The organism is Psychrobacter sp. T6-4, assembly GCF_052258425.1.
GTDB lineage: Bacteria > Pseudomonadota > Gammaproteobacteria > Pseudomonadales > Moraxellaceae > Psychrobacter.
Genome location: NZ_JBQQEZ010000001.1, coordinates 136,694 through 160,328 on the forward strand (window position 1 = coordinate 136,694; position 23,635 = coordinate 160,328).

At 45.1% G+C, this 23,635-nt stretch carries 22 protein-coding genes; 7 read left to right on the forward strand and 15 right to left on the reverse strand.

Annotated elements, in window-relative coordinates:
• The first annotated feature begins 89 nt into the window (after positions 1-89).
• Positions 90-920, forward strand: a complete 831-nt coding sequence (gene dapB, locus ACTXGE_RS00585; RefSeq protein ID WP_317200440.1) for a 4-hydroxy-tetrahydrodipicolinate reductase — start codon at positions 90-92, stop codon at positions 918-920.
• A 54-nt stretch (positions 921-974) separates the two neighbouring features.
• Complete coding sequence (locus ACTXGE_RS00590) at positions 975-1,817, forward strand: hypothetical protein (RefSeq protein ID WP_443541243.1); 843 nt, start codon at positions 975-977, stop codon at positions 1,815-1,817.
• 238 nt (positions 1,818-2,055) lie between these two features.
• Here the strand turns inward: ACTXGE_RS00590 and ACTXGE_RS00595 are convergent, their stop codons facing one another.
• The 8 genes from ACTXGE_RS00595 to erpA form a co-directional block, all read right to left on the reverse strand.
• Positions 2,056-3,231, reverse strand: coding sequence for a type III PLP-dependent enzyme (locus tag ACTXGE_RS00595; protein WP_443541328.1), 1,176 nt, complete (start codon positions 3,229-3,231; stop codon positions 2,056-2,058).
• A gap of 103 nt (positions 3,232-3,334) precedes the next feature.
• Complete coding sequence (def, locus tag ACTXGE_RS00600) at positions 3,335-3,877, reverse strand: peptide deformylase (RefSeq protein ID WP_317200444.1); 543 nt, start codon at positions 3,875-3,877, stop codon at positions 3,335-3,337.
• A gap of 221 nt (positions 3,878-4,098) precedes the next feature.
• The gene (locus tag ACTXGE_RS00605) at positions 4,099-4,353 is read right to left on the reverse strand and encodes a GlsB/YeaQ/YmgE family stress response membrane protein (protein WP_435949975.1); all 255 of its coding nucleotides are present in this window, start codon (positions 4,351-4,353) and stop codon (positions 4,099-4,101) included.
• Positions 4,354-4,604: 251 nt separating this feature from the next.
• Complete coding sequence (gene mpl / locus ACTXGE_RS00610; protein WP_435949976.1) at positions 4,605-6,059, reverse strand: UDP-N-acetylmuramate:L-alanyl-gamma-D-glutamyl-meso-diaminopimelate ligase; 1,455 nt, start codon at positions 6,057-6,059, stop codon at positions 4,605-4,607.
• A 154-nt stretch (positions 6,060-6,213) separates the two neighbouring features.
• Positions 6,214-6,831 carry a copper resistance protein NlpE N-terminal domain-containing protein gene (locus ACTXGE_RS00615; protein ID WP_443541242.1) on the reverse strand — a complete coding sequence of 206 codons (618 nt, stop codon included), beginning with the start codon at positions 6,829-6,831 and terminating at the stop codon, positions 6,214-6,216.
• A gap of 301 nt (positions 6,832-7,132) precedes the next feature.
• Positions 7,133-7,654, reverse strand: coding sequence for a disulfide bond formation protein B (locus ACTXGE_RS00620; RefSeq protein WP_443541241.1), 522 nt, complete (start codon positions 7,652-7,654; stop codon positions 7,133-7,135).
• A gap of 130 nt (positions 7,655-7,784) precedes the next feature.
• Positions 7,785-9,359, reverse strand: a complete 1,575-nt coding sequence (gene gshA / locus ACTXGE_RS00625) for a glutamate--cysteine ligase (RefSeq protein WP_443541240.1) — start codon at positions 9,357-9,359, stop codon at positions 7,785-7,787.
• Positions 9,360-9,667: 308 nt separating this feature from the next.
• Positions 9,668-10,063, reverse strand: a complete 396-nt coding sequence (gene erpA, locus ACTXGE_RS00630) for an iron-sulfur cluster insertion protein ErpA (protein ID WP_317200450.1) — start codon at positions 10,061-10,063, stop codon at positions 9,668-9,670.
• A 437-nt stretch (positions 10,064-10,500) separates the two neighbouring features.
• Between erpA and ACTXGE_RS00635 the strand changes: the two genes are divergently transcribed.
• Positions 10,501-12,504 (forward strand): ABC-F family ATP-binding cassette domain-containing protein, encoded by a 2,004-nt coding sequence (locus tag ACTXGE_RS00635; RefSeq protein ID WP_443541239.1) that lies wholly within the window; start codon positions 10,501-10,503, stop codon positions 12,502-12,504.
• A gap of 63 nt (positions 12,505-12,567) precedes the next feature.
• Here ACTXGE_RS00635 and ACTXGE_RS00640 read toward each other — a convergent pair whose 3' ends face one another.
• On the reverse strand, positions 12,568-12,930 hold the full coding sequence (locus ACTXGE_RS00640) for a septal ring lytic transglycosylase RlpA family protein (protein WP_317200451.1): 363 nt from the start codon (positions 12,928-12,930) through the stop codon (positions 12,568-12,570).
• 579 nt (positions 12,931-13,509) lie between these two features.
• Between ACTXGE_RS00640 and ACTXGE_RS00645 the strand changes: the two genes are divergently transcribed.
• On the forward strand, positions 13,510-14,520 hold the full coding sequence (locus ACTXGE_RS00645; RefSeq protein ID WP_443541238.1) for a DnaJ C-terminal domain-containing protein: 1,011 nt from the start codon (positions 13,510-13,512) through the stop codon (positions 14,518-14,520).
• Between the two features lie 110 nt (positions 14,521-14,630).
• Positions 14,631-14,954 (forward strand): chaperone modulator CbpM, encoded by a 324-nt coding sequence (locus tag ACTXGE_RS00650; RefSeq protein WP_443541237.1) that lies wholly within the window; start codon positions 14,631-14,633, stop codon positions 14,952-14,954.
• A 58-nt stretch (positions 14,955-15,012) separates the two neighbouring features.
• Here the strand turns inward: ACTXGE_RS00650 and sstT are convergent, their stop codons facing one another.
• From sstT to ACTXGE_RS00670, 4 genes are all read right to left on the reverse strand, one after another.
• A complete protein-coding gene (gene sstT, locus ACTXGE_RS00655; RefSeq protein ID WP_443541236.1) occupies positions 15,013-16,215 on the reverse strand; it encodes a serine/threonine transporter SstT in 1,203 nt (400 codons plus the stop codon).
• Between the two features lie 172 nt (positions 16,216-16,387).
• Entirely contained in the window at positions 16,388-16,840 is a 453-nt protein-coding gene (locus ACTXGE_RS00660; RefSeq protein WP_443541235.1) for a DNA polymerase III subunit chi, read from the reverse strand.
• 55 nt (positions 16,841-16,895) lie between these two features.
• Positions 16,896-18,548, reverse strand: a complete 1,653-nt coding sequence (locus tag ACTXGE_RS00665) for a leucyl aminopeptidase (RefSeq protein ID WP_443541234.1) — start codon at positions 18,546-18,548, stop codon at positions 16,896-16,898.
• Between the two features lie 178 nt (positions 18,549-18,726).
• Complete coding sequence (locus ACTXGE_RS00670) at positions 18,727-19,332, reverse strand: cysteine hydrolase family protein (RefSeq protein ID WP_443541233.1); 606 nt, start codon at positions 19,330-19,332, stop codon at positions 18,727-18,729.
• A gap of 381 nt (positions 19,333-19,713) precedes the next feature.
• Between ACTXGE_RS00670 and ACTXGE_RS00675 the strand changes: the two genes are divergently transcribed.
• Positions 19,714-20,964, forward strand: a complete 1,251-nt coding sequence (locus tag ACTXGE_RS00675) for an LPS export ABC transporter permease LptF (protein ID WP_443541232.1) — start codon at positions 19,714-19,716, stop codon at positions 20,962-20,964.
• On the forward strand, positions 20,964-22,157 hold the full coding sequence (lptG, locus tag ACTXGE_RS00680) for an LPS export ABC transporter permease LptG (RefSeq protein ID WP_443541231.1): 1,194 nt from the start codon (positions 20,964-20,966) through the stop codon (positions 22,155-22,157). The genes ACTXGE_RS00675 and lptG overlap by 1 nt, the downstream gene beginning before the upstream one ends.
• 76 nt (positions 22,158-22,233) lie before the next feature.
• On the opposite strand, the gene ACTXGE_RS00685 is transcribed toward lptG, so the two are convergent.
• The gene (locus ACTXGE_RS00685) at positions 22,234-22,842 is read right to left on the reverse strand and encodes a class I SAM-dependent methyltransferase (RefSeq protein WP_443541230.1); all 609 of its coding nucleotides are present in this window, start codon (positions 22,840-22,842) and stop codon (positions 22,234-22,236) included.
• Between the two features lie 90 nt (positions 22,843-22,932).
• A complete protein-coding gene (locus tag ACTXGE_RS00690) occupies positions 22,933-23,361 on the reverse strand; it encodes an MgtC/SapB family protein (protein WP_317200463.1) in 429 nt (142 codons plus the stop codon).
• Positions 23,362-23,635: the final 274 nt, after the last annotated feature.

Sequence of the window (23,635 nt, forward strand, 5' to 3'; positions counted from 1 at the left end):
CTGGGCTTTTTCATATGAGTTTATAATAGGGCATAAATTAATTCATGCTATGATAATCATCAGATATTCACAAGTATTTAGGATGGATAATGAGCAAGCAAGCAAATGATACAACAATAAAAGTCGGCGTTATCGGTGCAGGCGGACGTATGGGCCGTATGCTGATTGAAGCCGTCAATGAAAATCTGCAAACGACTTTGAGTGCTGCTATCGAACGTGAGGGCTCAAGCCTCGTAGGCGCAGACGCCGGCGAAGTCGCAGCGATTGATCATTTAAACATAAAAATCGTCGATGATCTGGTAGCAGTAATTGACGATATCGACGTATTGATTGATTTTAGTCTCCCAGATGCCACTGAACAAAACATGCAAACTTGCGCTGAGCACAACGTCGCCATGGTCATTGGTACTACAGGCTTTAACGAGCAGCAAGAGCAAGTGCTGACTGAAGCCAGCAAACACATTGCCATTGTCTACGCAGGCAATTACTCCACTGGGGTTAATCTATCGCTCAAGCTATTGGCTATGGCAGCCAAAGCCTTTGGCAATGAAGCTGATGTCGAGGTCATTGAGGCGCATCATAAACACAAGATCGACGCGCCATCTGGCACGGCTTATATGATGGCCCAAGCAGTCGCAGAGGCTCGTGGTCAAAACCTAAAAGACGTTGCGATCTACGGACGCGAAGGGCAAACCGGTGCACGTGAAACAGGCACTATCGGTATTCATGCGATTCGCGGCGGCGAGATCATCGGCGATCACACGGTCATGTTTATCGCTGATGGCGAAGTGGTCGAGATTACGCATCGAGCGCGAGCACGTATGACCTTTGCCGCAGGTGCAGTGCGCGCAGCAACTTGGATCACCCAGCAAAAAAACGGTCAGTATAATATGCAAGATGTGCTTGGGTTAAATGAGTAGGATATAAATAAGATGAGTAGGCACATAAGTACGAACAATAACGACTCAAAGTTTATGACGACTGCCACAGGCGCAGTGCGATCAATAGCTATTGCTCTAAGTATTATTGTTCTGCCTTTTACCACTCAAGCCGCTACCTATCAGACCTACGTCATCGATACTTACGGCGGCAATCAGTTATTACCTGCGGTACGTCAGCAATTAGATACCAGCCCTGATGGCGGCACTGTTAGCACTTATCAAGAAAAATTGTTACTACGCACCACGCGCGCCAATTATCAAGCCGTGCAACAGTTACTAAAACAGATTGATAGTCAGCCGCAGCCATTAACTGTAGCTGTACGTGTGGGCAGTGATAGCAAGGTACAAGGCAATAGCCAACAAGGTCAGGTTATTATCAGCAATCGCGGTATTCAAGGATCGGGAGCTATCATCCAGAGCAATCGCCAGCAGCGAACGAGTAATCTGTATCAAGTACAGACGCTCTCAGGCAGTGCCGCGAGTATTAGCACAGGTACGCTCTATGCTTTAACGCAAAATTATAGCAGCAGTATTTACTCTAATTTAAACCAACCCTTAGGACAAATCATCATTCAGCAGCAGATACTATTGCCGACCACGCAAGGCATCGCTGTTGTACCAAGATTATTATCAGATGGACAAGTTGAGGTTACTCTGTCGCAAGTAGAAGAGACGCTTGTCAGATCCAATACATCGTATCGTCAGAATAATGCGGTCAAAGCTCAGCGTCTAAATAGTACGATCATCGTGCCGCGTGGGCAATGGATTACGATTGGTCAAATTACCCAAAATGGACAAAGTCAAAGCTCAGGCTATGGTAGTAACCGCACTTTTAGTAGCAATAATAGTATGCCTATCTCTCTTTTGGTTCGATAAATTTGCTGAAGTCATTGCATTTAAAGCAGACACAAAAAAGCGCAGCCTTGCTATAGTCAGTCCAATATAAAAAAGATACAGCGGGACTGGAATGAATTTTTTGCAGCCTCTGTCTGCGTAGGCACAGCAAGCCAGAAAAATTTATACCAGTTCCGCGTTTTTGAATAACGTATCCATTTTATCTAGTGTTGACTATATTCACAGTGCTGCGCTTTTTGTTTATAGAGATATCTAAGAACTAATCAATATATACCACTTCTAAAGGTGGAAAACCATTGAACTCAACTGAGGAGTAAGAGTTGGTATAAGCGCCTGTGGTGAGCCAATAGATCTTATCGCCAATCTCTAGCTCATTGGGCAGCTGATAGCCTGCTTCTTCGTACATGATATCGGTCGAATCACAGGTAGGCCCTGCCAGTACCACGGTACCTTCGCTGGTGGAGGTCTCCATCTTTGGCGTATAGACTGGATATTTGATCGCCTCTCCCAAAGTCTCAATCAAGCCTTGGAACAGACCAACATCGGTATACACCCAGCGAGTCAGATCGGTATGAGACTTGCGTGAAATGAGCACGACATCACTCACTAGAACACCTGAGCCACCGACTAGCGAGCGCCCAGGCTCTAAGATGATCTCTGGCATATCGTCGTCATGAAAATCCTCAGACAAGTAACGTTTGATCTCAGTGGCATAGACTTCTATAGGGTTGACTTCACTAATATAATTGGTCGGGAAGCCGCCGCCTAGATTGATCATCTGTAGCTTGATGCCTTCTTCGTTTTTCATCCAGTCAAACATGTATTTGACCTTGGCAATCGCATCATCCCACGCCGCCACGTCTTTTTGTTGGCTACCGACATGGAACGAGATACCATAAGGTACCAGTCCCAAGGCTTTAGCTTGCACCAGTAGATCGATTGCCATATCAGGGTGACAGCCAAATTTGCGCGAGAGTGGCCACTCAGCCGTTTGCGCGCCTTGCACTAGGATACGTACAAATACTCTTGATCCTGGCGCGTATTTGGCGATATTTTTGAGATCCGCCTCTGAGTCGGTCGCATATAGATCGACGCCTTTATCGAACGCGTATTTAACGTGCTCTGCCTTTTTGATGGTATTACCGTAAGAGATACGCGAGGGCTCAACATTACAGTCTAGTACCCGATCCAGCTCATAGATAGAAGCGCAGTCAAAGTTTGAGCCTAAGTCAGCAAGTAAATTAATGACTTCAACCGCAGGGCTGGCTTTCATCGCGTAGTGAAGTTTGGTATTAGGGAACAGCTCAACCATCTGATTGTATTTGGTCTTGATACGGCTCAAATCCACCACCAAAAATGGCGTCTCGCGACCCTGCGCGGCTTGGGTGAATTTTTGCCAAGCGGCAGAGTCAAAATATTGATCGATTTTGATCATAGTCATAGGGCGAAACCTTTATAGAGATAAATAAAGAGGTGTACAGAAATGAAAAAGCACTCATCATGCGTTAAGATAAGTGCTCAATTAACTTAAATGCTATTTAAACATTACTCGGCTGAGCTTGCTTGACGTCTTGCTTTTCACGTATTTTAAGCACTTTTTTGACTTTATCGCGGGCGCGCGTTTGCTTAAGGCGAGACAAGTAATCAACAAAGACCACACCATTTAGATGATCCATCTCATGCTGGATACAGACGGCAAGCAAACCTTCGACCTCTTTATCTATGATCTCGCCATTTTCGTCTAACGCTTCGATACGTACTTTGTTTGGGCGTTCAACCTTGTCATAGACCTCAGGTACCGACAGGCAGCCTTCTTCATACGGCTGTTTTTCTTCAACCAGCGGCGTCACTTTTGGATTGATAAACACCATTGGCGTGTCTTTATTTTCAGATAAATCCATAACAATAAGCTGAATATGCTCATCTACTTGCGTTGCTGCAAGACCAATGCCGTCAGCGTCATACATGGTTTCAATCATGTCTTTGATTAAGGTTTTAATCTCAGACGTGACTTCTTTGACAGGCGCTGCGATAGTACGCAAACGCGGATCAGGATAACTTAGAATAGGGCGTATTGCCATAACAGCGCACCTCGGTAATAGCGGATGAAATAGGGCTTATTATAAGTTAAATAAGGGCAAAAGTAAGCGTTATCAAGGATATTTGCGACCTACTCAGTCATATAGGTAGGTCATTTAGGGCATGTTTGCTCTTTTACCAAAAGGCATTGCTGATGCCAAAAAAAGCCTCATACGATATGAGGCTCATTTATTTAATAGACTGTAAGCTAAAAGACTAATAGTTATACGCGGCGTCTGTTCATAATCATCTCATAGAGGAACAGAAGGATAATTGCACCGATTACTGAGAAGATAAGACCGGTGAACCCGCCATCTGCATCAATACCAATGAGCCCTGCAATAAAACCACCGAGCATAGCACCGACGATACCTAATACAATCGTCATAATCCAGCCCATCGCGTCATTACCCGGTTTGATAGCACGAGCTAATAAACCTGCAACGAGACCTACGATAATCATCCAAATAAAACCCATTTTTATTCTCCTAATTCTTATAATTTAAAGGTTTTGCAACGTTGTCACTCTACGACGTTGTAATCGTTGTAATGAAGTCATTGTAAACGCTAAATTAAAATTAAAGTAAGTAGAAATTGTTACCTGTGTATGGGCTGTGTGAGAAAATCCGTCTCTTTGCTATAGCGTAGGGTCAATAGGTAAGTGCTTAGTTAATAAAAATGCAAAAAGCACTTCTTTAAAATATATGCCGCCATCATTGTATCAAAGCTCTATTGCAAGGTAGTGAGCAGGCGCTGATGAATACCTTCAAAGCTACCATTTGACATGATGACGATAGCATCACCTGCGCGTGCATGAGTTTGAATATGGTTAATAATCTCATCGATACTACTCATAACCTGCTGCGAGCTTAAGTCTGTATTGGTCGCTTTAGCCTCATCGATGACCGCTTTAAGACCCCATTCAAGCCCTGCAGGCTCATACCAAAGCGTCTGATCAGCCAGCATTGCTGACTGCGCTAAGCTATCTTGATGAATACCCATTTTCATAGTATTGCTACGCGGCTCAATAATCGCCCATAGGCGTCTACCTGCCAGCTTTTTCTTAGCACCGTCCAAAGTCATAGTGATTGCTGTCGGGTGATGAGCAAAATCATCAAATATCAGAATATCATTCACATCACCGATCAATTCCATACGGCGCTTGATACCCGCGAAATTCGATAGCGCCGCGCAGGCAGTCGTAATATCGACGCCAACATCGTAAGCCGCTGCGATCGCCACCAAAGCATTATTAACGTTATGCAGTCCGCTCATTGACCACTCAACGACAGCGCTGGTTTGGTCATTGGCGAAACTTACGCAAAACTGACTACCATCAGTGCTGATAAGCTCAGCTTGCCAGTCACTATCACGCTGACTGCTTGAGCTGTGAGTTGTGACACCAGTACGCCAAACAGGGGTCCAGACGCCTTTGGCTAAAGTATCCTCCAAGCTTTTGGTTTGGGCGGGCATAATGATCCTGCCGCTACTTGGAATCATGCGCACCATATGATGGAACTGAGTTTGAATGGCAGCCAGATCAGCAAAGATATCAGCATGATCAAACTCAAGATTATTTAAGATGGCAGTACGGGGACGATAATGCACAAACTTTGAGCGCTTATCAAAAAACGCCGAATCATACTCATCCGCCTCAATGACGAAGTAGCCTACACTATCTGTATCGACGCTTGTACCCTTAGAACCCAAATAACTGCTATGCGCAAACACTTGCTGTAAGTGCTCATCAAGGGTATTTACCAAAGGCACGCCGCCAATTAAGAACCCTGTATCTATACCGGCGTAATGAAGTATCCATGCTAGCATCGTCGTCGTTGTCGTCTTGCCATGCGTACCTGCAACTGCGATGACATGGCGCGACTGTAGCACTTGCTCGGATAAAAACTGTGGCCCTGAGGTATAGCGCAGGCCTTTATCGAGCATGTACTCGATAACATCCATACCGCGTTTCATCGCATTACCGACGACGATAAGATCGGGTGCTGGTTGTAAGTGCTCGATATGATAACCGTCATTGATCGTCACGCCTGCTTGCTCAAGCTGAGTGGACATCGGCGGGTAGACGTTGGCATCTGACCCTGTCACCGTAAACCCAAGCTCCCTAGCGAGCAGCGCTAAAGAGCCCATAAAAGTGCCACAAATCCCAAGAATATGAATATGCATAAATCGTTTAGACCATGTCAATGAATGAGGAAGTAAAATTGGCTTATTGTAGCGTATTCGCATCACAGCTAACAGTCAGGCAATAAAAAACGCCTGATAAATAGGCGTCGCTTTATAGGTTTGTACAGTGCAAAGGTTTATATAGTCCAAGGGTTTATTGACGAGATAGAGCGTGATTGACATCAATATTTTTATTCTTATCTATCATCAGTAAGTGATTGTCCTCGATGTGGTAAGACTCAGTATGCTGATTGTCATAAGCGATCGTAATCTTGTCGTCGTCTTGACGATATATGCCCGATTCCACCAAAGGTACGCGCGCAAGCTTTGGATTATTATATACGCTGGTCTTGACCACACTGCCGTCGGCAAATAAGTTTAAAGTGACTTCAATATAATCACAAAATGTACAAGGTATGATACCGCCATAATCACCCATCAAGGTCGCTTGCAACGTATTACTCGAAGGTAACGATGACTGGGCTTCATCAGGCTTAGCCGCAGCGATAAGGGATTGGCCTTCTTCTACAACCTCCACACTGTCAGTCTCGTAATCAAACTCAGATTCGTCATTACTATTTGTAATAACGGTAACGTCGTCTCCATCATCCTGTGCGTTGATAAAAGCAGATACCTTACTTGACACTGCGTTATTCGATGTCGAGGAGGAATGAGAGTTATCACAGCTCACTATAGTGATGGCTAGGGCAGGCAATACGAGCCAGAATCGCCTCATCGTTGTTATAGACAAAGAAGTCATCATAAATTTCATAAATACACCAATAGCAGACAAGATGTTTTGCGTCGTTTTTTAATGCCAGATTTTGGATGACAAACTTCAAGATAACAAAGCTCATCTTAGAGTTTGTGCACTTTTTGTTATGATAAATGGAGTGTAAGCTTGGAGTTCTGAAGTAAATCAACAAGTACACAATAGTAAGCCATACTAAGCGTAAATATTAGCAGGGCTTAAGTAACTGAATTAATAGACTATAAATACATATAATTTGATAAGCATTACAAATGCGCGCGATTTTTATTCACCAGTTACCAGAAACATTTTAAATACAAAACTAATGATTTAGAGTAGCAGGACGCCAGATACGTAATAGTATAAGTACATGAACTAAGATCAATACGCTAAAAAATATCAATGACTGCTCAGGAATACTCAGTCCCAAAAATATCCAATCAATCGTAGCGCACTCACCCGATCCTGCAAATACCTGGTTCATAACTTGACTCATCGGTAGCGTATCTAGCCAATAATCCAAACCTGGTCCACATGAGGGGACTTGATCGGCAGGCAAGTGTTGTAGCCAAACGTGACGCGCCGCGACCCCTGTTGACCAGACAATACCTGTTAGGCTACCAAGCCACAGCAGTATTTTGACTGCTTTGGATTTGGGATGAAAAATCGCTGCAAGTAAGGCAAAGACGCCCATCACAATTAAGCCAATGCGCTGAAATACGCAAAGCGGACAAGGAGTGAAGCCCATGTAACGCTGCAAAAAAAACAACGCATAGCTCATGCCTAGGACAGCCCCAATGATTAATACGACTTGTAATTGACGGTAGGTGATAGCTCGTAACATAAGATAAGTACGCTTATATGATGTGGAATAACTGGTTTGTTAAAAGGGGATAAGCACTCTAAGACAAGAGTGCTGTAGATGTTGCGGTAGTTATCAGTAGTACGCTTATAACAGTATTAAATTATGACTTTTAAAAGGATCGATACTGCTGGATATAATCCATAAAGTCTTCTGTTTCACTCTCTTCGATTTCAGCTTGCTGAAGAATAGACTTTTCAGCCAGTACTTCATATTTAGCTTGGATATTAGGGCTTAGCGTCTGTTGTAGTAGCGCATCACGGTGCTGCTCGGCAAGGGTGAAACCAAGCTTCCATAAGCTACCTAGGCGCGCGCTATCAGAGTTCACTTGCGCGGATATCGTCGACTCTGAGTGTCCCGCTTTGCCTTGCATCAACGCAACTGCTGCGCGGTAATCATTGCCACCATAGTGCGCATCAAAGAGCGCAGCTAGCGGCTGCATATTGGCTAGGTGCGCCAGCATCCAGCTCTCAAGCGACTGCTCTTGTCCATTATTGATAATATGTAGATTGTCACGGCGGCCTTCATTGACTACGCGCTCAAGATTGATAGCTAGCGCCTCTTCCTCCTCAGGCATCAATTCAGGCGAGTCATTGAGCAAGCAATACAGTGCCATGACTTCTAAGAAGCAAGCACTAGATAAGCGAATACCAACGTCACTGTACGGGTCCAAATCTATCGCTCGAAACTCAACATAAGCAATACCGCGGCGCTCTAAAGCCTCAGTTGGCGTCTCGCCGCGCTCAGCGATTTGCTTGGGTCGAATAGGGCTGTAGTACTCGTTTTCAATCTGCAAAATATGATCATTGATCTGAATAGGATTGCCATTACTATCATTGAGGCCAAGTTTTTGAAAGCTCTCGTGCGGCGTTTGAATCGCGCGGCGCAAGCCCTCGATATACTCAGGTAAATGATTATAGCGGATGTCAAGATGCTCTTGCACGCTGTTGGTATAGCCAAGTTTGCCCATACGCAGGCTAGTTGCCGCAGGCTTGTAATAGGTGGAGTCGTTTAGTAGCTCTAAATCGTGCTCGCGCCCTGCCAAAAAGCAAGGGCAGACGCTGGGGCTGGCCCCTAATAGATAGAGCACAAGGCTCGTTAGGCGCTTAAAATTACGAATAAGACCTAGGTATTTCTCGTTTTTAAATTCTGCTAAAGGCTGCTCTGTATCCGCTTGCTGTTGCCATGCATGAAACAAATCATCGCCAAATGACAGATTATAATGAAGACCGGCAATCGTCTGCATACGACGACCATAACGCACTCCAAGACCGCTACGATAGAGGGTTTTGAGCTTACCGGTGTTTGAGCTGCCATAATCGGCAAGGGGAATATCTTCATCATTAGATGAGAGCATACAGGGCATGGAGAGCGGCCACATCAGCTCCTCTTCAGGCAAAGCTTTATATACCAGCACATGCAACTGGCGTAGCATCATTAAGGTATCTTTTGGCGAGTCTTTTGGGTCGGTGATAAGCTCAAGTAAGTTCTCAGAGTAATCAGTGGTGATAAAGGGATGGGTTAGTTTTGATCCCAGCTGCTTGGGGTGCGGCGTTTGCGCAAGATAACCATCTGCTTTGACCCTCAATCCCTCTTTTTCAATACCGCGTAGCATACCGACTAAATGCTTGCTATCAAACCAACTTGGAATCTCAAAATCAACAAAACTGCTTACAGGATTACTCATAAGGGTCATCTATCATTATTTATAAAGGTAGATCGAAATGCGATCTAAAAAAGGGGTGTCATAGAGACAGTCCGCTCAGTTTAGCCCAAAGTAGTCCTAAAAACTATGCGTGCTTACAAATACGATAAGCTTTATACGTGGCGTGTATAGCGTATTTTTACCCACTTTTTTGGGTTTATAGCGACTGCTTGTGCAGTGAATGAAATTATAAAAACATAACCACAAAAAAAGCATCTACCACGTGGATAGATGCTTTTAATGGTTAGTTATGGCAAATGCATTGTCATAGTAAGTATCAAGTTAATAAATTAAATTGAGAACGAGGATCCGCAGCCACAAGTGGTCGTCGCATTAGGGTTTTGTACCACAAAACGGGCACCCTCTAAACCTTCGATATAATCGACAGTCGAGCCTTGCAAATATTGATAACTCATAGAATCGATGACCAAGGTCACATCCTCATTGTCAAAATTGGCATCGTCCTCATTTAGATCACTATCGAACCTAAATCCATAGGAGAAACCTGAGCAGCCGCCGCCTGTCACATAGACACGCAGCATCAGCTCATTATCACCCTCTTCTTCGCGCAGACGACGCACCTTTTGCGCGGCGCTATCGGTCAACGTCAAAATAGTAGGATCGACAGGCCAGCTTGCGCTGGGACTACTAGAGCTTGGGTTATAAGGGGTGGCTGATTCGTTCATATCTACCTCATTAACTAGAATCAAAAGCTATCGTTTGCTATGCCATAATGGCAAATAATCGGTGCCTGATTCAATAGGGTGCTGTCGTTAAAACTAATGGTAAGTCGTTAAAGCTTATTATAAATAGTATAGCCACGCGATCAAAATGCATTGATGGACTACCTGCGCTTATCAATTAGCAGTATATCATAATGGGGCTATCTATTCGTTTGTCAAGAGTGCGTAAGATAACGACATTTCGTTAAGTGTTAGCCCTACAGTTTTACTAGTCCTCTTGATAATAAATGCATGAATTTAAAATAGTTATGTAATCGTTTGCCTATTGGTGATGCGTTTGAAATAATACCGCGCTATTAGTGTCTGTTTGATAGTCAATCATGGCACTACTGAGTCAAATTATTGACTCCTTTTTTACAAATATTGAGACAAAAAAAGATATGATCGAATTTAAAGACGTAGGCGTGCGCCGTGATGGTCGTGAATTATTTTCAGGGGCAAGTTTTCAGCTGCACCCTGGTCACAAGGTAGGCCTGACGGGTAATAATGGCACAGGCAAATCAACTTTGTTTGCTCTACTACTTACGCAAATGGGTACAGGTGATACCGAGGTCACGCTTGATAAGGGTGAGGTAAGTATCCCTGATAGCTGGCATGTGGCGCACATGGCGCAAGAGGTTGGCGCTAGTAGTCAGACGGCGATTGATTATGTCTTAAGCGGTGACGAGCAGTGGTATGAGATTAACGCGGCGCTCAATGATTTAAGTACAGTTAGTGATGAGCAAATCGGCGTTTTGCATCAGCAGTTCGATGAGATTGATGGGTATCGCACGCCAACCAAAGCGGCACAAATTATGGCGGGGCTTGGCTTTAAAACCAGTCAGCACGAGCTGCCTGTAGAAGGGTTCTCTGGCGGTTGGCGCATGCGCTTAAACCTTGCCAAGACCTTGATGAGCCGCGCGGACTTAATGTTACTCGATGAGCCAACTAACCATTTGGATTTGGATGCTATTCTTTGGCTTGAGACTTGGATCAATGCCTTTACCGGTTTAGTCATTGTCATCTCGCATGATCAGGCTTTTTTGGACGCGACCGTCGGACATATCTTGCACGTGGAACAACAAAAAATCACCCTTTACACGGGTAATTATCAGCAGTTTATCCGTACTCGTCATGAGCGTATGGCGCAGCAGCAGCAAGCCTATGAAAAGCAGCAAGCGACCCGTGCACATCTCGATGACTTTATCCGCCGTTTCCGAGCTAAGGCCAGTAAAGCTAAGCAAGCACAAAGTCGTATCAAGCAGCTTGAGCGTATGGCTGAGCTGTCACCTATGATGGCAGACAACCCGTTCTCTTTTCGCTTTTATCCCCCTGCTAACATGAGCTCGCCCCTTATCGAGATGACGCAGGCCGATATCGGTTATAGTGATACGCCACTGCTCTATAACGCTAGCGTACAAGTCACGCCCGATACGCGTCTAGGTCTGCTAGGTATGAATGGCGCGGGCAAATCAACGCTGATTAAAGCATTAGTGGGTGAGCTTAAAGTATTAACCGGTAGCTACCGCGTCTCTGACACCCTAAAGCTTGGCTACTTTAACCAGCATCAAATGGACGCCTTGGATGCCACTGCAACACCCATGCAGATGTTACGCCGACTAGCAGGCAAGACCTCTGACGCCGAATTACGCGCGTTTTTGGGTAGTTTTGACTTTCGCGGTGACCGTATCGATACTGCAAGTGAGCTATTCTCTGGTGGTGAGCGTGCCCGTTTGACACTAGCACTAATCGTTTGGCAACGTCCGAACGTTCTGGTTCTTGATGAGCCGACCAACCATTTAGACTTACAGATGCGCCAAGCATTGACTGTTGCCTTGCAAGGGTTTGAGGGAGCAGTGGTACTGGTTTCGCACGATCGTGAACTTATCGCTAACGTCTGTGACGAGCTGTATCTGGTGCACGATGGTCAGATTGATGAGTTTGATGGTGACATCAGCGACTACGGTAAGTGGCTGGAACAGAAGCGTAAACAAGAGAATGCTACAGACAAAAGTACTGCTAAGAAAAAAAGTAAAAAAGAGAGTAAGAAGTTTGTTTCACGTGAAACGAGCAATACTCCAATGGCAAAAGATACTCAAGATCACAAGACATCAGCGCTTAGCAAAGAAGAGCTACGCAAATTAGCGGCAGAGCAACGTAAGCGCACTGCGCCCGTTCGCCGCGAGATCGAAGAGATAGAAAAAGAGCTTGAGAAGATCAATGACAAGTCAGCGAAACTAGAAAACAAGCTTGCTGATACTGACCTTTATGAAGAATCTCGCAAAGCTGACTTGATGAAGCTACTTGATGAGCAAGCCTCATTGCAGCAGCAGCACAGCGACTATGAAGAGAAGTTACTGGTTGCCATGACGACGTTAGAGGATATGGAAGCTGAGTTTGAATGATAGGTTTTAACTAAAACGAGGACGCAAAAAAGGGAGATTACCAAATCTCCCTTTTTTATTACATTATTGCTTACGGTATTTACCGTCACCATAAGAGAGAATCTCCATGGTTGTTGTACACAACTGACAGTTTATTTTACCAGCAGCGGCTCTAGATAAATCAAGAACACGTCCTGGTGTAAAAGGACCTCTGTCAGTGATTTTTACTACAACGCTCTGCTTTGTCTTTTTGTTAGTCACTTGTACTTTAGTACCAAACGGCAGCGTTTTGTGTGCTGCGGTCATAGCATTCATGTTAAAGATACTGCCACTAGCGGTACGTTTACCGTGGAATTTTTTACCATAGTAACTGGTGTTACCTGCAAATGCGGTAGTGGTCAATATCAGCGATAAAGTGATAACCAAAGACCTGATCAAATAAGACATGTAATACCTTTGAATAATTTTTGGAATAGACAGATGCTTTTGCCTATAGTATCTATACTCCCTATGAGTACAAATAATGTGCGTATTATACAATAAAAAACTTGCTATATTCCTTCTATTGTGTAAAAAACGCTTGAGTTTACATAAGTGATTGATTTACCTATTATCTCAATCGTATGACTCTACATATTCACCAAAAAATGAGTAATAAAGCTATAGTTGAAACCACATAAAATAAATACTCTATGTAATGACATGGGACTGATGTCAGTTTTTTGCCTGCTGTGCCTATGCAAACAGAGAGTGCGAAAATATATTCTAGTTCAGCTATATCGTTTTTATATCAAACTGACTATATGTTGTAGAGTCGACGTGCACCAAAATCAACCGCCAGATGACAAAAACAAGTTTTGATTTTTGACTTGAAATCATCGCTAAGATGACTCACTGTATAAACAAGACATAAAAGCTTACAAACATACAAGAACACCCATACCAGCACATATAGTGTAGGCGGGACACAAAACATAAATTTTCATGGTTGTCGGCTTATAAACATAATAACAAGAGGATAAAAATATGGCAGAAAAAAACTACTACGACATTTTGGGGGTCAAAAAAGACGCCTCAGACGCTGAGATCAAAAAAAGATACCGCAAGCTGGTGCGTCAATTTCATCCTGATGTGAGTGACGATCCAGACGCTGATAATAAAATCGCTGAGATTAACAACGCCTATGAAACTATCAGAGATAAAGACAAGCGCGCAGAATACGACGCTATGCTGGACAATCCTTTTGCCTCTCAAGGCGGCGCTGGTGGTTTTGGCGGCTTTGGTGGACAATCGGCAGGCGCTCAGGGCGGCTTTCGCTGGGAAGATATCAAAGATCAGTTTGGTGATGGTGAAGCCTTTGGCGGGGGTGGCTTTCGTTTTGATGATATCTTCTCAGCCTTTGGCCGCGGCGCGCGGGGTTCAGCTGGTGGGCAATCGAGCGGGACGCAAGGCGGTTTTGATCAATTTGGCGCGCAAGATAGTAAGGGTCAAGACCAGCATGCTGAGATCAGCGTGGACTTAGCCTCTGTTTATAGCGGTGACGACTATAGTATTAAATTAAATGTACCTGTGCGCAAGCCCAACGGTAGCGTGGATTATGAAAATAAAACGCTAAAGATCAAAATCCCCAAAGGTATCACTGACGGCAAGCAAATTCGCCTAGCAGGGCAAGGCGCGGCAGGTTATGGTGGCGGCAAAAACGGTGATTTGTTTTTAAAGGTAAAAATCACCCACAGCGATAACATCCGCTTAGAAGGCGCTGATGTTTATCAAACGCTAAATATCACCCCATGGGAGGCGGCGCTTGGCGACAAGGTCAATGTTGCAACGCCTACAGGTACACTTGGGGTAAGTATTCCCCAAAACAGTAAATCAGGAAGCAACTTACGCCTAAAAGGCAAAGGTATTCCTGCTAAAGACGCGGGGGATCTATATTTGACGCTTAATATTGTCAATCCAGAGGTCAGTACCGATGACGCAAAACAGGCCTACGAGCAGCTCAAACAAGCTTTTGCTGATACCAGTATCAAGCGTTGATAGGACGCTTCAATATACTGAGCTTCGATATATTAGGCTTCAATATATTAGGTTTTAATATCGTATAAGCGCACAATAATGATAAAAAAGGACGAACGAGGAGAATGACAATGGAACACTCGCCTAAATTTAATGATCTCATTATGAACTTTGATGAGCTGGTTGCTGTTTGTGGTCAAGAGCGCCAATGGGTACTAGCATTGATAGAAGAAAACATCATTGAGTATGATGTACCAGAGTATGAGCAGTTTACAGGCTACCAGCTTACAACAGTACGCCGTGCTTCACGTTTGAGCCGCGACTTTGACGCTAGCGTACCGGCGATTGGTTTAATACTTGAGCTGTTAGACGAGGTGGAACAACTGCGCAAGTTTAAACGCCAAGTCGATACGCAGATGCCGGTAATTGAAGTGGATATTGAGAGTTTAAAGTAGAAGTCGTAATAAAAAAGAGCCACTATTGGCTCTTTTTTATTGGTTTAAGCGCTATACATTAGCGCGCATACTTTGGATCGGCAGCGGCTGTAAAGAGGATATCTGTTGAAGAATTCAGCGCCGTCTCTGCTGAGTCTTGAATTACACCAATAATAAAGCCAACTGCCACCACTTGCATCGCAATATCATTTGGAATACTAAACAGACTCGCCGCCAATGGGATAAGGAGTAATGAGCCACCAGGCACACCAGACGCGCCGCCAGCACTCACTGTGGCTACTAAACTTAGCAGCAAGGCGGAGGCGAAGCTCACCTCTATCCCCAAAGTATGCGCCGCTGACAAAGTTAAAACATTAATAGTAATCGCCGCGCCCGCCATGTTGATAGTTGCGCCAAGGGGAATAGTGACCGAATAGGTATCTTCGTGCAAACCAAGCTTGCGCGCAAGGTTCATGTTGACAGGTATGTTTGCCGCTGATGAGCGCGTAAAAAAGGCGGTAATCCCAGACTCACGTAGGCAGGTAAAGACGAGGGGATAAGGGTTCCTGCGCGTTTTGACTAATACGATTAAAGGGTTGGCAACCAAAGCGATAAATAGCATACAACCGATTAACACCATTAAGATATTGGCATAGCCTTTTAATGCCGCAAAACCTGTTTCGGCGACGGTATTGGCAACCAGACCCAAGATACCCAAAGGCGCTAGGGCAATGATCCATTTGACCACTTGTGATATAGCATCGGAGAAGTCGCTCACAACTGCGCGCGTGCTATCACCTGCTTGACGTAGGGCAAAACCAATAATAATTGCCCATGCCAAGATACCAATATAGTTGGCATTGGCAACCGCGTTGACAGGGTTAGCGACCAGACTCATCAGCAAATTGGTCATGACTTCTTTAAGATTAGCAGGTGGTACTTGCTCAATGTCAGCATTGACCAAGACCATCTCGATCGGGAACAAAAAGCTTGCGCCAACCGCGGTTAATGCGGCCAAAAAGGTGCCGAATAGATACATGACTAAGACAGGTTTGACAAAGACCTCATTACCGCTGCGCTGTTTGCTAATAGCCGCTAAGACCAAAACAAACACCAGTATCGGTGCTACCGCCTTGAGCGCACCGACGAATAAGGTCCCTAAGATCCCAAGCGCTATCCCAGCACTCGGTACCAGCCAACCAATCAAGACGCCAAGGATTAAACCGATAATGATTAGCGGCACCAGTCCTATTCGTTGATACATCGCAAAAATCGCACGCATGATGACACCCTTTTAAGCACAATAAAATAATCGAAGGATGGTAGCATTTTTTCGAGTATTAGCCTACCACTAGGCTTGTGGTTTTAAGGTATAAACAAGAATAGAGTAAGGGGCAAAAGGAGTAGGAATTACAAAAGAGAGGGTAGTTTGAATAAGGATGAAACTACACTATTCACACTTTAAAGTGCGTCAGCTCGTAGCCTGCTTGCTGATAGCTTTTGTACTTATGGCGACCTTCACTCATGCTTGTCTCATCAGGTTTGATGATTTCGAGAATACGAGAGGGCTTTACTGAGTTATTTGTGCTTACAGGATGTGCAGTAGTATTAATGACAATGCCGCTAAAGTCTGCTGGCATGTAAGAGCTAAGTGTGACAGGTGCTAAAGGTTGAGTTGTAACCTTTGTGTCATGATCGGTAGTCTCTAGCAGGCGCTGATGCGGAATAAAACTGAGCGGATCCTTAGACCATAACGCATCATCAAGCGCAATTAACTGTGCCTCATCACTAGCGAGTATCAATAGCGACTGATCGCTTTTGTTTAGCGCCGTTTGGGTGAGCTGACAAATAAAGCCCAAGAACTCTTGGGCTTTACTTTCGCTTAATACATAAAAGCTAATTTTCATAAGCGGATTGTCATCAACAAGTTGTTATCAAAAAATGTCGCTATAGCGTTAGGCATTAAGCCATATCTGCGCAATTTTTTAAGTATTGCATAAATAGCGGTACAGGGCGACCGGTAGCGGCTTTTTCTTTGCCTGAGTTCCATGCCGTGCCCGCGATATCTAGATGCGCCCATGCTTGACCCTCTTCAACAAAACGCGATAAGAAGCAAGCTGCGGTAATCGCGCCGCCACCTTTGCCACCGATATTTTGCATATCAGCGATAGGCGAGTCAAGTTGCGACTGATATTCATCGTCCATAGGCATATGCCAGACCAGATCACCAGATTGATTACTGGCATTCTCAAGACCAAAGAGCACGTCTTCATCATTACTAAATACCGCTGAGCGCACATGACCCAGTGCCACTACGCAAGCACCTGTAAGCGTTGCCACATCGATGATGGTTTTTGGTTGATAGCGTTGTACGTAGCATAGGGTATCGGCTAACACTAGGCGACCCTCGGCGTCCGTATTTAAGATCTCAACCGACTTGCCGTTCATAGCTTTTACGATATCGCCAGGACGCGTCGCATCCCCTGATGGCATGTTTTCAGCGCAAGCGAGTGCGCCAACGACGTTGATTGGCAAGCGAGCTTCACATAGCGCTTTGATGGTACCGAGTACGGCAGCTGAACCGCCCATGTCGAACTTCATCTCATCCATAGCGGCGCCAGGCTTGATAGAGATACCACCTGAATCAAAAGTCACGCCTTTACCGACCAAGACAATAGGCGCATCATCGTTTGAGGCGGATACAGTATCGTCATTTTGTTGAGTTGTTTTACCTGACTTCTTATTTGGCATTTTGGTAGGTAGTTTATCGGCGAGTGCTTTGAGACCGCTGGCAACTGATGCGCTATTAGTCATCGCTTTTGCGCCAAACTTCGACTTGCCTTGATACTCCATAAGTACCAATTGACCCTCGCGAGCAGAGCCTTGTGCGACCGCCAAAAAGCAGTCCATACCGAGCGCTGCCATCTCTTTTTCGCCGATGACTGTCACCTTTAATACGTCAGGATAAGCTTTTGCCAAGGCTTGTGCTTGCTCTGCCATGTAGACAGGGAAGCAGATGTTGCCTGGCTCATTAGCGACATCACGCGTGAGGCTTTGGCCTTTGAATATAGATTCAGCAAAGTCCAAAGTAGATTTGAGCGAGTCATCAGCGAGCAGATAGATATCGGTGAGTACGGGCTCTTTTTGCTCCGACTTGTATTTATCAAAACGATAACTTGCCGCCAGTAAGTTGAGTGCAAGTTGACCAAATTGATCGGCTTCCAACGCGTCCCCTACAGCAACAGTAATGGAGTTCACGCGTTTTTGTGTGCTGTTATAAATAGTCTTGGCGATTTTTTGTAGGACAGATTCTTTTAACTTATCGCAGTTACCAACACCGACTAATAATAGCTGGACTGGGTTTTGCTTGGTGGTTTTTTTATCGCCGGCTAGCGCATAATCAGCGACACTCTCGCCTGCTTTACCGTTAAAGTGTGAGACTTCAATAAGCTGCTCAATACGTGCTTGATAGTCTGTGAGCTTTGACGCCGCTAGAATGTTCTTCTTGTAATCGATTAAAACGACTAAGCAAGCCGCGTCTTTATCTTTGGCTTCTTTTTTTAGTATTTTTTGGGTATGCGTCTTGGGAAGGTGCTGAGTTAAGGTAATATTCATCAATAGTTATCCTTTTTAGAGTAAGATTTGGGTTCTAAAACACCGCTATAAATTATTGTTTTTAGCGTTTTAACCGATAGCTAGTGTAGCACACTGCTACCTAGGTGCGCTGTGAGCAAAGGTTAGCGAATGTTGTTGTCATTTGCTAACCTATTATAATCTTGAGCATCAAACAGCACTAACGGTTTAATAAGTCGTCAGTTGAGACCAAAGCGGCAAATCGATCTTGCAGTGCCGCCATCGCCGTGTCGTGCATCACTTGAGCGCTTATCGTCTCGCCTTTGGCATTTGGCAAGTCGCGCGTGGCACTGGCGTCATGGCAGACAAAGTTATCAAAGCCCAAATCAAAAGCCGCTCTGACACTGGAGCTCACGCACATATGACTCATAAAGCCTGCGAACAATATTTGTTGTTTACCTGCATCCTTTATGAGCGCTTGTAGCTCGGTATCATAAAAGGCATTGGGATGCTTTTTGGTGATGTGGGTTTCGCCCTCTTTGGGTTGTAAGTCGTTGACGATATCGACTTTACTTGATAACGGATCAAACACTTTGCCATTATCTTCGCCATGATGAGCAATATGGAAAATAGGAAGATTATTCTCGCGAGCGTGATTCAATAATAAGCGTGCATTGGCAATGGCCTTAGCGCCAGCGTCACCTAATGGCATCGCGCCATCGACATATTCGTTTTGATAATCGATAAAAACGATAGCGCAGTTTGACCAATCAATAGCGTCAAATTCACCGCCAGCGAGTTGTAGCAAGGTTTTGGGGGTAGACATAATAGTATCCTTTATATAGTTTTGTTTGATAAAAAGGGAGGTTCAATGCTTAGAGTCTATCAACTAATACCTATCATGGTCACTATACGATACCAACCACACACAAACCTTTCTAAATACCATAATTCAAGAACTTTGAGGAGTTAGGCAAAGTGCTACACCTGTTTTAGACTTAGTTTATTAGAGCCAGCAGAAGCATTTAGCAAGGCTTAGGTAATGTTTGCGAACACTTTTCAGCGCTATTTTCGCTCAAAACATGCTAGCATTAGCGGTTAGCCCTATAGCCCACGCCCCTTATCGACGCTTAATAGATTTATAGCGTTTACGCGAGCGTCTTAAACTATCTTTCCAAGAGTACCTATTGTGATACTACGCCGCTACATGACCCGTCAAGTTGCCTCTACGACTGCTTTAGTGCTGGGGTTTTTGATGGTGATGATGCTTGGCGGCCGTCTCATACGTTACTTTGGTATCGCTGCTGAAGGCGGGCTTGATGTCAGCTTGTTGTTTACTATTATCGGGTACAATTTACCTTACTTTTTAGAGCTGATCCTGCCCTTGGCATTTTTTATTGCCTTAATGCTAGTGTTTGGTCGCTTGTATGTCGATCAAGAGATGGCGGTTATCAATGCCAGTGGCGTCTCACGCGGTAAGCTTGCACGGTTGATGACGCCATTAATTTTGGCACTGTTCGTAGGCGAGGCAGCATTATCGATAGTAGGCAAGCCTTGGGGCGTACGCTCATCTGAAGTCATTTGGCAACAGCAAGCGCTAAGTAGTGCTTTTGATCTGATTCGTCCCAATGAGTTTATTAGTAGTGGCGATTACAACTTATATGTCGGCAGTCTAAGCGATGATAAAAAACAGCTACAAGACGTGGTTTTGATTCAAACTGAAGATAGAAAAAATGACGATAACAGCGATAATTTAAATAACGTTAATCTAAACAACGATGCTGATAGCGACATGCCCGCGTTGCCAAAGGCTATGACTCAGCGCGCAGGACAAGTGGGTAGCAAAGATACGATCACGCTAGCCAAACGCGCCGAGCAAGTAGATAACGGCAGTAGCGGCATCACGCAGTTGGATCTGTTTCAGGGTCGGCGCTATGAAGTTGGCGCAGGCAACCTCAAATACAATCAAGTCAGTTTTGATCGCTACCGTATTACCTTGACCGAATCCTCAAAAGAGGTGGTGACTGAGGACAACATCGAGACCCAGCCAATAGGACCACTATGGCAAGCTGCAACCGGCGGCACCTCAGTCGCTAGCGTAGATGCCCTACGAGCAGCACAAGGGGAGCTAGGGTATCGTTTTGCCCTGCCTTGGCTGATGATTATCGCGCCTATGCTCGCTGTGCCACTGGCGCAAGTACGACCGCGTCAAGGTCGTTGGCTACGTCTATTCCCCTCGGTGCTGCTGTTTGTCAGTTGCGCACTTGGGGTTATTTCACTCAAAAACGCGGTGAGCAAAGGCAGTGTGAGCGTATGGGCAAACGCTTGGCTGATCTTAGGCTTTATGGCGCTGGCGCTGTATCTCAACTGGGCTAGCCGTATCCAGCATCGCCTGCGCTTTCGAGATCCCGCTACTAGTGACATACAAAACCCGCCGATAACAGGAGGACAGGCCTAATGCGCGCCGCTTCTCCAAAAGATCGCTTGAATAATACCAAACTATCTGTACTGAGTCGTTACGTAAAACTTAATGCGCTACTCGCTATAGTAGCCGCGGTACTAGGCCTTTGGGCGCTACAGCTATTGTTCTCCTATCTCAATGAGCTGGACTCGTTGGATGAGGGCTATACCTTGGGCGCCGCGCTGAAGTATATTTTTTATCGCTCGCCTTATTTTTTGGAACAGTTTATCCCGACAGGCGCTTTGCTTGGCGCCGTCGTTGGTTTAGGCCTTCTCGCCAATAAAAGTGAGCTGGTGGTCATGCGCGCCGCTGGCGTGAGCATTTATCGTATCGTCGGCTGGGTGTTGCAACCTGCGCTGCTCTTTGTACTACTGGCACTGGCTATCAATCAGTTTATATTGCCGCAGAGCAATCAATTAGCGCGCGAGATTAACGATAATGATAGCCGCGCGCTTATCACCTCAGTACGTGGCTACTGGACGGTGCAACCTAGGGTCAAAAGCGACGCAAGTGGCAGCATGCAGCCTGATGGTAGCGATATCCTGTACATTGATTATGCTGACGTTGCAGGCAATATCGGCGAGGTCAAGCGCTGGCATTTAGATAATAATGGCAATCTGCAAACCGCAACCCGCGCTGAAGGCGGACGTTATAGCCAGCGCGTCCCTGTCAGTCGTGACAATAATGATGCTGCAAGCGACCAATACCGCTACGAGTGGCAACTCAATAATATGACAGAGCTAACCATTAGCCAAGGCTTTGAGAGTAGTCAAGCCACTGCCGCCTCCGATGTTTTAAGTCTACCTTTTGCTCCAGAATCTGTGTATCTGCTGACCCGTGATGCTGAGGATTTGTCACTAACTCAGCTGTATGACCATCGTCAGTTTATGCGCGGGCAGGGTAACCGCTCACTAGAGCATGAGCTGGCATTTTGGCAAAAGCTACTCTCACCACTATCAATACTATCACTAGTGATCGTCGCTTGCTCATTCGTCTTTGGCTCGCTAAGAACGCATAGCTTAGGCTTACGTATTGTCGTCGCCTTATTGTTTGGCTTGCTGTTTAGCTACTTACAAGATTTGGTTGGCTTTATCTCTTTAGCTACAGGGTTCTCGCCTATGCTGATGGTACTGCTGCCCATTATCGGTAGTGCTGCATTGGGGGTTTATCTGATAAAACGACAGATGTGACGTGAGATCAATACGCAAAAAAACACGCTAAAGCTGATAACTTTAGCGTGTTTTTTTATGGCAAAGTTAAACTGTTTTATTCTTTAATTGCCATGGTAATTGTATAAGTCTTACCTTGTTTGACCTTGTCGCTGTTACCAAAAACCTCGGTAAATGAGCGCTTCATAAACTGGCGCAAACCATTGATGGTCACCACATAAAAACGACCGCCAGGACGCATGCGCGCATAGGCATCGAGGAAATACAAATAGTGCTGCTCTTTACCAACTTTGGCAGGCAAGTTTGACATCACCAAGCTAAAGTCCTTGTCCTTTGCTACATGATTAAAGCCGTTGGACAGGTGCACATCGATATTTTTCAGACCATTTTTTTCACAATTACGGCGCGCATATTCTACCGCCATAAAGTCCTTATCAATCAAAGTATGCTGACCATCTGGACACTCGCGCGCCGCCGTCATGCCAAGTACCCCATAACCGCAGCCTAAATCTATCGAATCGTCATCGGCCTGAAAATCCACATAATCAAGCAGCATCAAACTGCCATCATCGAGCTTTTGCGGTGAGAATATGCCCCACGTCGTCGCAAACTCAAACGGCTTGCCCAGCACGTTATCCGTAAAGTGGATATCTTCGCGCCAGCGTTCGGCACTCTTTAATAGCTCTGCAGGGGGACGGTGAGTCATAGTGGTCTCAATTGGTGAATAATAAGCGCTATTGTAACCACAACGGTGACAAATTTCAGCACCGTTTTATCGCGCTTGCGAAACTATAGTCTAAGATTCCGCTTTAAACGGCTCAGAGAATTGCAAAATTAAAAAACTCACCACCGACAAGATAATCGCAATCTCATAGCGCCCATACGCCACCGAAATCCCAATTGCTCCCGTATTCCACAAACTTGCCGCCGTTGCCGTGCCTTTCACACTACTACTACTCTTAAAGATAGCGCCGCCACCGATAAAGCCCATACCTGTGATAATCCCGTACATAATACGCGCCTCGGCATCACCCTCAGAAAATATATCTCGCCCCACCAGCATAAACGCACACGACGCGATCGTCACTAGCGGAAACGTCCTTAGCCCCGCGCCGTTATCCTTCATCTCACGATTCAGCGCAATCGGCAACGACAACACAAACGCAATACCTAACTGAAAAAAGTGATATTGCATCAAATCCATATCAATATCGAATCCAAACATAGCAGACTCCCTGTCTAGGCATATCGCCAAACTCTATAACCAATAGTCTAGCGCCAACGATATGCTTTGTCAGTTAGGAAGCGTTAAAGCCATTGGACGAGTGGCAGTCTAAGGAGTAATGGGAGCTGATCGCGCCTCAAGGTGACTATTTAATAATTACAAAATTAGATGCGGAGGGAAGTTTCGCTAATCGGTAAGATTCGCTGGACGCAGTATCATGGAAATAATACTCAATATCGGTGCGTGGAACGCGCTTTATGTCTGTTACATAACA

Coding starts and splice junctions, on each gene's coding strand:
- dapB (WP_317200440.1), top strand. CDS start 90: ATGAGCAAGCAAGCAAATGATACAACAATAAAAGTCGGCGTTATCGGT.
- ACTXGE_RS00615 (WP_443541242.1), bottom strand. CDS start 6,831: ATGAAATTTATGATGACTTCTTTGTCTATAACAACGATGAGGCGATTC.
- ACTXGE_RS00665 (WP_443541234.1), bottom strand. CDS start 18,548: ATGAATATTACCTTAACTCAGCACCTTCCCAAGACGCATACCCAAAAA.
- ACTXGE_RS00645 (WP_443541238.1), top strand. CDS start 13,510: ATGGCAGAAAAAAACTACTACGACATTTTGGGGGTCAAAAAAGACGCC.
- ACTXGE_RS00660 (WP_443541235.1), bottom strand. CDS start 16,840: ATGAAAATTAGCTTTTATGTATTAAGCGAAAGTAAAGCCCAAGAGTTC.
- ACTXGE_RS00650 (WP_443541237.1), top strand. CDS start 14,631: ATGGAACACTCGCCTAAATTTAATGATCTCATTATGAACTTTGATGAG.
- ACTXGE_RS00605 (WP_435949975.1), bottom strand. CDS start 4,353: ATGGGTTTTATTTGGATGATTATCGTAGGTCTCGTTGCAGGTTTATTA.
- ACTXGE_RS00640 (WP_317200451.1), bottom strand. CDS start 12,930: ATGTCTTATTTGATCAGGTCTTTGGTTATCACTTTATCGCTGATATTG.
- ACTXGE_RS00675 (WP_443541232.1), top strand. CDS start 19,714: ATGACCCGTCAAGTTGCCTCTACGACTGCTTTAGTGCTGGGGTTTTTG.
- ACTXGE_RS00690 (WP_317200463.1), bottom strand. CDS start 23,361: ATGTTTGGATTCGATATTGATATGGATTTGATGCAATATCACTTTTTT.
- def (WP_317200444.1), bottom strand. CDS start 3,877: ATGGCAATACGCCCTATTCTAAGTTATCCTGATCCGCGTTTGCGTACT.
- gshA (WP_443541240.1), bottom strand. CDS start 9,359: ATGAGTAATCCTGTAAGCAGTTTTGTTGATTTTGAGATTCCAAGTTGG.
- erpA (WP_317200450.1), bottom strand. CDS start 10,063: ATGAACGAATCAGCCACCCCTTATAACCCAAGCTCTAGTAGTCCCAGC.
- ACTXGE_RS00590 (WP_443541243.1), top strand. CDS start 975: ATGACGACTGCCACAGGCGCAGTGCGATCAATAGCTATTGCTCTAAGT.
- mpl (WP_435949976.1), bottom strand. CDS start 6,059: ATGCATATTCATATTCTTGGGATTTGTGGCACTTTTATGGGCTCTTTA.
- ACTXGE_RS00670 (WP_443541233.1), bottom strand. CDS start 19,332: ATGTCTACCCCCAAAACCTTGCTACAACTCGCTGGCGGTGAATTTGAC.
- lptG (WP_443541231.1), top strand. CDS start 20,964: ATGCGCGCCGCTTCTCCAAAAGATCGCTTGAATAATACCAAACTATCT.
- sstT (WP_443541236.1), bottom strand. CDS start 16,215: ATGCGTGCGATTTTTGCGATGTATCAACGAATAGGACTGGTGCCGCTA.
- ACTXGE_RS00620 (WP_443541241.1), bottom strand. CDS start 7,654: ATGTTACGAGCTATCACCTACCGTCAATTACAAGTCGTATTAATCATT.
- ACTXGE_RS00595 (WP_443541328.1), bottom strand. CDS start 3,231: ATGATCAAAATCGATCAATATTTTGACTCTGCCGCTTGGCAAAAATTC.
- ACTXGE_RS00685 (WP_443541230.1), bottom strand. CDS start 22,842: ATGACTCACCGTCCCCCTGCAGAGCTATTAAAGAGTGCCGAACGCTGG.
- ACTXGE_RS00635 (WP_443541239.1), top strand. CDS start 10,501: ATGATCGAATTTAAAGACGTAGGCGTGCGCCGTGATGGTCGTGAATTA.